Here is a 6,259-nt window from a genome sequence, read left to right as displayed (position 1 = left end):
CCCGCGAAATACCACCAACCACCAACCCCACACCAACCACCCAAACCACAACAACACGACCCAAACGCCGAAACGCCCCCACCAAACCAAACCCAAACACCACAACACACTCCTCACAAGCAGGGGGCCATCTCGAGCCGGGTCCCAATCGCCTCAAGTTAGCCGCCCCGCCATGAACCCCACTGAAACCGCACTGACTGCGATGAGGGCATGCTGCGCGAGGCCAGCATTAATCTTGGCAGCCAATGCAATGTTTGCTAACAGGCAGCCGGACTGTTCATCCGGTAGGCGGATTACCTACGGAATCTCATTATCAGCCGACGGGGATACATATTGAGGTGGTATGCGGCTCAATGTTTCCTAGCACGAGCGGCAAAAGCGAGGGCGTCATCGCGCGAGAAGGACATGGAGACCACAACGATGGTTCTCAAGAAGGGACATATCACGCGCTGAATGCAGCGTGATGTATCCGACCGTGTCCTCAATCTCGCATCTGAGAGATCCCTGCTAGTTGGACCGCATCTGAAGGCCACAATGTTCTTTCGCGTAGCTCGCCACCGCATCGTTGGCTGCGCGCGCCTTGGATTCGTCAGCGAGGACTGCCGTGAGCTTCCGCTGATCGTTGGCCGCCTCGCTCAATCGTCGCGCATAGCTGACAAGCAGGTCCCATTTTTCTCGCTGGCCGTCCGGTGCGACCTTTTGAACTTCTTCCGCGCTCGCTAGGAGTGTGGAAAAATCGCCAGGTTTAGCCGATTTTCCGTTGAATTCGGTCAGCTTTGCGCAGTAGGCGGACGGCCCCGCATTACTCTGTGGACTTCCTGATGAAGAGTCGCAGCCAACCAACGAAGCAACAATCAGGCAGATCAGACCGGCAGGGGCGACAATTCGAAACATCTGTTGAATCACCATTTCATGATTTATTGTACTGACTGGCTATCCGAGAACGGACTCGGTCGCGGAGCGGTCGCTCGGTCCAGCAGGAGACCCTCAGGCAAGACGACCCCTCGGCCGCGCATGCAACAAGAGGACCCATCGATTCCTATTACGCCAATTAGTTAGCGTAATAGGAATGGTGGCGTAGTCCAGCCGAGTGGCTATCTGATCGACTCAATGGTCTCTTATGACGCTGATGTGTTCCTGAAGTCCAACGTAAGGCAGCCTCTCCAGACTGGCCTGACCTCGGCACACGTGGTGAGCGAACTCGTTCGGGGCCGGAAATCCCAGAACCAGTGCGAAACCGACGATGGCGCAGGGTTAGGTAGCGACGCTGACTCAACCGTCCAGAAGTCCTCTGCGCCGGGCGATATCGGCGGCTTCGGTCCTTCGTCCGGCGCCCATCTTGCGCAAAATGCGGGACACGTGTTCACCGACCGTGCGCGGACTGATGACCAGAATGCTGGCTATTTCGGCGTTCGTCCTGCCCGCGGCCAGGAGTGGCAGGACTTCGAGTTCGCGAGTCGTCAGCTGGAATTCAGGTGCCTTGGGCATCGATGCGGCGTCTTGACCGAAGGCGACCTGGAGTCGCGCGTCTTGGGCCTGTTTCTCGATCGCAGTGCGGAGCGGATCTGCGCCGAGAGCCAGCGCGGCCTCGTGAGCTTGATCGAGTTGCCTGGTAGCCTCGGCGCGGCCGGACCTCGAGCCTAGCAATGCCCAGGAAAGTCGCCAACGCGCGTACGCCGCCCGGTAGAGATCCGATACCGCTGCGAGGGCGTCAACGGTCTCCCGCCATGGCTGCGGATCTCGCGAGCCAACAAGCCTCTCTGATTCCGCCCGCGTTAGGGCTAGGAGGGCGGCGACCTCAGGATAGTCTCGATGTTCCCAGGCGTCGGCTTGGACATGAAGTTCGGCAGCTTGTTCCGCTGCGTCGTCAGCATTTCCCTGCGCTCTGGCTTGGGCAGCCCAGTCCGCCCGTGCTCGAGCCAGCATCGCGAGCGCGTCGGCACGGTAGTAGACGTCGAGTCGTGACGACTCTACTGCCTGTTGGCAGAGTGCCGCTGCTCCATCGGAGAGCCCTCGCCAGAGGCTCCATTCCGCCCGAGCCATCAAGACGATCGCCCGTGGTCGCTGGTGCGGAATGCGCGCACTGTAAGCGTCGACGTACCGGCCGGCGTCCTCGAGCGTCGCCTCATCGCCTTGCATCGCGGCCAGTCGCGCGCGGAACGCTCGTGTGAAGAATTCAGGTATTCCGTGGACGTCACGGCGCAGAACCGAATCGGCGAGATTCAACGCCTCCGTCCAACGCCCGGTCTCAAGCATGCGCTCGATCAACTGGTACGAGAGCACGGCTTCCACGCTGCGGCTCAATCCGTAGGCGGCCGCCTGCCGAAGGCCTGTCGCGAGGAGTCCGTCAGTTTCGTTGAGGCGCCCGAGCATCCTGAGGTTCTCGTACTGCCACAGAGTGCAGATCGCGATATCGAAACCCGCATCCAACGACTCCGCCATGGACCGTGCCCTTGTAAGCGCGCCGACGGCCTCCTCCTGGCCCAGTCGGGCGACACCCCAACTGAGTAGAACTTGCCAGACGATGGCAGGGTCCTCGACAGTCTGGCTCTGCTGCAGCGCCGCGTCGGACATGCGAACCGCGTCATCGATCCTGCCGACCAGCCTGAGGTGCCATGCCTGGCCGGACAGAACCTTCGCGCGCACCCCTGCCGAGGTATTCACTGTGAGGCTACCAATAGCTTGGTCGTGCGCGGCGGCGGCACCGATTCCGTCGCCTCCCTGCCATCGATATCTCGCCAGCCTCTCGTACGCCATCGAGAGCTCGTCGCCCACACAGGCCGCTAGGCGCTCTTCGGTGAGAGCGATCGCCGCATCGAAGGAGCCACTCCGCTCGGCGGCGATTGCCGTCCGCCGCAGGACTTCGCCTCTACCTCCAGCCCGCTCTTGATCCTCGTCGTCCAGGGACGGCCAGAGCGAAAGAACACGCTCGAGGTAGGAGTACGCCGTGGCCGGGGCGTTGGCGCGCTCAGCAAGGTCGGTCGCCTCCAAGAACGCCCTCGTCGCGTCTTTGGGTCGGCCGGCTAAATACCAGTGGTACGCAAGCTCTCCGGGCTCCGCGGTAGAGCTCTCGGAGAGGACAACCCCGGCACGTTCGTGCAATTGTCGCCGTTGTGCTGGAGCCAGAGAACCGTATACCGCCTCACGGAGTAGCTCGTGACGGACGCGATAACCCTCGGCATCGACCATCAGCAGATCCCAGTTCACGGCCTCGTTCGCGGCCGCACGAGCAGCGTGGATCTCTGTGCCGAGGATCTGCCCAATCACAGTTTCGTCACATCTGCGATCCACGACCGAGGCTACGCCGACGACGTCTGCAACCAACTCTCCGAGTTCCCTGACCCGGGCCACGAACATCGCTCGAAGATGATCGGGAATCTCGCCGTTGCCAGCGGCGACGACTTCTTCGACGAGGAGTGGGATGCCGCCGCTACGACGATGGACAAGATCCACCTCGGCGGCGTCAGGCCGAATACCGATGATCGCCGCCATTTGCGCACCGACCTCGGCGACCGACAAGGTGCCGAGGCTCAGGCGCAGGATGTGCCGACGCTCCAGACCAGCCAGAAGAGCGGCGGCGCTGTCAGCGCCTTCTGGACGCATTGTCGCGATCAGGCCCCAGGCACCGGCGGCCTGAGCGACGAGGTAGCTCAGCGCATCCTGCGTGGCCGGATCGGCCCAGTGCAGGTCTTCGATGATCAGCGCTGTCTTGCCACCTCGCGCGATGGATTCGACCGACGCGCGAAGTTCTTCGAACAGTTCCATCCGGCTCGTTGCACGCGCCCCGGTCAGCTCGGCCAGTACCGGAGCTCCGGCCGGAAGCGCCGATCGTAGAGCGGTATGTAGTGCGAGGTACGGCGGGCTGCCCGCCTCGAGCGCCAGGCAGGCTCCCGGCAGAACGGTCACCCCTTCCTCGCGAAGCTTTTCGTTGAGCTCACGGATCAGCCGCGTCTTGCCGGATCCAGCCCTACCGGAGACGAGCGTCACCCTGGGACCGCCTGCCCCAAGGGCGGATGCGAAGTCTGTCAAAGCCGCCATCTCCGCGTCGCGCCCAATCAGCTGCGGGCTCGACACCAATCGGCCGAGGTTCTGGCTCATGCCCCTGAGTATCAGGCACCGGACGCCCTACGGAGGAGACCTCTCGCCGTTGACGACTGCCCCGGGTGGCGGCAGGCCGACCATGGACCGCCTCAGGGCGGGATGACCGATTTCTTATGTCAGGTGCCGGTGAAATGATCTCGCCTCGAGCTCGAGTTCCGCGCCGAAGCTTCGAAGCAGCGGGTGGATCGAGAACGTGCCGTCTTCCTGCCGCTCGACCAGGGAGTTCCGCTCGAGTTCACGGATCAGCTTGGCGAACCGCGCGCCTCCGGCGCCCCGATGGTCGATTCCCACCGTGCTGATCGAGCGAAAAAGATCGGCTGCGTCTTCGCTTAGATGCCGGTAGCTTCCAGCAAAGAGCCGACGCAGATCGGTGGCGGGGTCGTCGCTTGCCAGCATCGTCAGGACGTTCGCCTCAGCTGGCGGATTGGCGGCGATCGCGGCCCACTCCTGGGCAAAGTGGTCTCGCCAGCGACTGGCGGCGATCGCCAGCGCGAGCGGCAATCCGGCACACCGCTCCAACAACAGTTCGGCGTTCTCCGGGGTCTGTCCGAGTCGCGCCGCCACAAGGAGCAGGCTGTCTCCGGCGGAGAGTGGCCTCAGCCGCAACTGACTCGCGCCGTTCGTGATGGTGAGTGGCGCCAGGTCGGCTCGGCTGGTGATCACCGCCATGCAGCCAGGTGTGCTGGGGAGGAGAGGTCTGACCTGTTCGGCATCGGCCGCGCCGTCCAGAACCACGAGCAGTCGCATGCCTGCAACGTGACTGCGGTACAGCCCGACGGCAGCGTCGAGATCGGCTGGAATCCTGTCAGCCGGCACTCCGAGCGCGGTGAGGAAACCGATCAGCACATCTAGCGGAGCAGTGGGGTCCAGCGTCGACTCGAATCCATGGAGACCGGCATACAGCTGTCCATCCGGGAACTGCGCCGCGGAAACATGCGCCCACCATAAGGCCAGATTGGTCTTACCGATGCCAGGCATGCCGGTGATCGCCACGGTTGGCATCGTCATGCTAACGCTGCGTGCTTCAGAAAGAACGTGGTCGAGTCGTGCCAGCTCACAATCCCGACCGACCACCTCGTTGCTAACCGGCGGGAGCTGTAGCAGTTTCAAGGGCTCCGCTCGTACCGCCGCTGCGCTGCTGTTCTCAAGCACGTCGAGCGATACGTCTTGTCGCAAGATTGCCTGCTCGAGGTCTCGCAACGCTCGGCCGGGATCGATTCCCAATTCATCGCCAAGTCGCTCGCGGATCCGGCGGAACGCCGACAGGGCATCGGCTTGGCGTCCGGAGCGATACAGCGCCAGCATCAACTGTCCGCCGAGATCCTCATCGAATGGATGCTCCGGCACCAGCTCTTCCAGAGCAGGAACCAGTTGCGCGTGCTGACCCAGTCGAAGGCGAGTATCGATCAAGGCTTTGACGGCCATCCAGCGCAGATTGCCGAGACGTTCGGCCTGATCGTCGATCCAGAGATGGCCGCGAATGTCGACCATCGGCATTCCCCGCCAAAGCGCGAGTGCCGAACGTAGCTTCGTGGCACGATCACGGAGGTCGGCAGTCGCACCGGCTTCGCTGACCAAGCGCTCGGCAACCTGTGCGTCAGTGCCGCTCGGGCCAAGGCTCAGTCGGTAACCGCGCGTTGTTGCCGCGATCGCCTTCGGCGTCCCCAATCGCCGGCGGAGGTAGGAGACATGGCTTTGGAGCGTGTTCGTCACGGTCGCGGGGACACTGCCGGACCACACCACGTCAATGAGCAAGTCTCTGCTGACTGGCTGATCCTCCCCTAGTGCCAGTGCCGCCAGCAGCGCCTTCCTCCGTACCCCTGAAACATCAATCACTTCGTCGCCGACTCGCAGGTCGACGGCGCCGAGCAAGCGCACCTGCACGCCGTGATAACTCGGTGAGTGGCCAGCCATCGAACGATGGTCGCCGGCAGCGGTCGTGCGATGCCGCAGATCGACAGCGGCGGCTGCGTCCTCGTGCAGTGATCGAGGAACTTCCTGGAGTTCGACACTCATCACAATGCTCCTTCGGACGTCGCGTCAAGGCACTCGCCGGCCGAGCGGGGCGGAACTGCGCGCGAGATCAGTAGGCGACTCGAATCCTGGACCCGGATGAAACCGGTCCTTCGCACTGGCAGTACCGACATCGGCACACCCG

3 protein-coding genes are annotated in these 6,259 nt (G+C 63.0%); all 3 read right to left on the bottom strand.

Annotated features, from left to right (window positions below):
* Positions 1-507: 507 nt before the first annotated feature.
* The 3 genes from ABD768_RS41275 to ABD768_RS41265 all read right to left on the bottom strand — a co-directional run bounded on the left by ABD768_RS41275 (position 508) and on the right by ABD768_RS41265 (position 6,117).
* The gene (locus ABD768_RS41275; protein ID WP_344850223.1) at positions 508-909 is read right to left on the bottom strand and encodes a hypothetical protein; all 402 of its coding nucleotides are present in this window, start codon (positions 907-909) and stop codon (positions 508-510) included.
* Positions 910-1,272: 363 nt separating this feature from the next.
* Positions 1,273-4,098: an ATP-binding protein gene (locus tag ABD768_RS41270; RefSeq protein WP_344850221.1), complete on the bottom strand. Its 2,826-nt coding sequence runs from the start codon at positions 4,096-4,098 to the stop codon at positions 1,273-1,275.
* Between the two features lie 114 nt (positions 4,099-4,212).
* On the bottom strand, positions 4,213-6,117 hold the full coding sequence (locus ABD768_RS41265) for an AfsR/SARP family transcriptional regulator (protein WP_344850219.1): 1,905 nt from the start codon (positions 6,115-6,117) through the stop codon (positions 4,213-4,215).
* Positions 6,118-6,259: the final 142 nt, after the last annotated feature.

Source organism: Kribbella ginsengisoli (assembly GCF_039537185.1).
Taxonomy (GTDB): Bacteria; Actinomycetota; Actinomycetes; order Propionibacteriales; family Kribbellaceae; genus Kribbella; species Kribbella koreensis.
The sequence above is the reverse complement of the archived record's forward strand: the minus strand, read 5'-3'. Positions and strand labels throughout refer to the sequence as shown.

Excerpts from the sequence above, each read along its gene's own strand:
- ABD768_RS41265 (WP_344850219.1), bottom strand. The coding sequence starts at position 6,117 with ATGAGTGTCGAACTCCAGGAAGTTCCTCGATCACTGCACGAGGACGCA.
- ABD768_RS41275 (WP_344850223.1), bottom strand. The coding sequence starts at position 909 with ATGGTGATTCAACAGATGTTTCGAATTGTCGCCCCTGCCGGTCTGATC.
- ABD768_RS41270 (WP_344850221.1), bottom strand. The coding sequence starts at position 4,098 with ATGAGCCAGAACCTCGGCCGATTGGTGTCGAGCCCGCAGCTGATTGGG.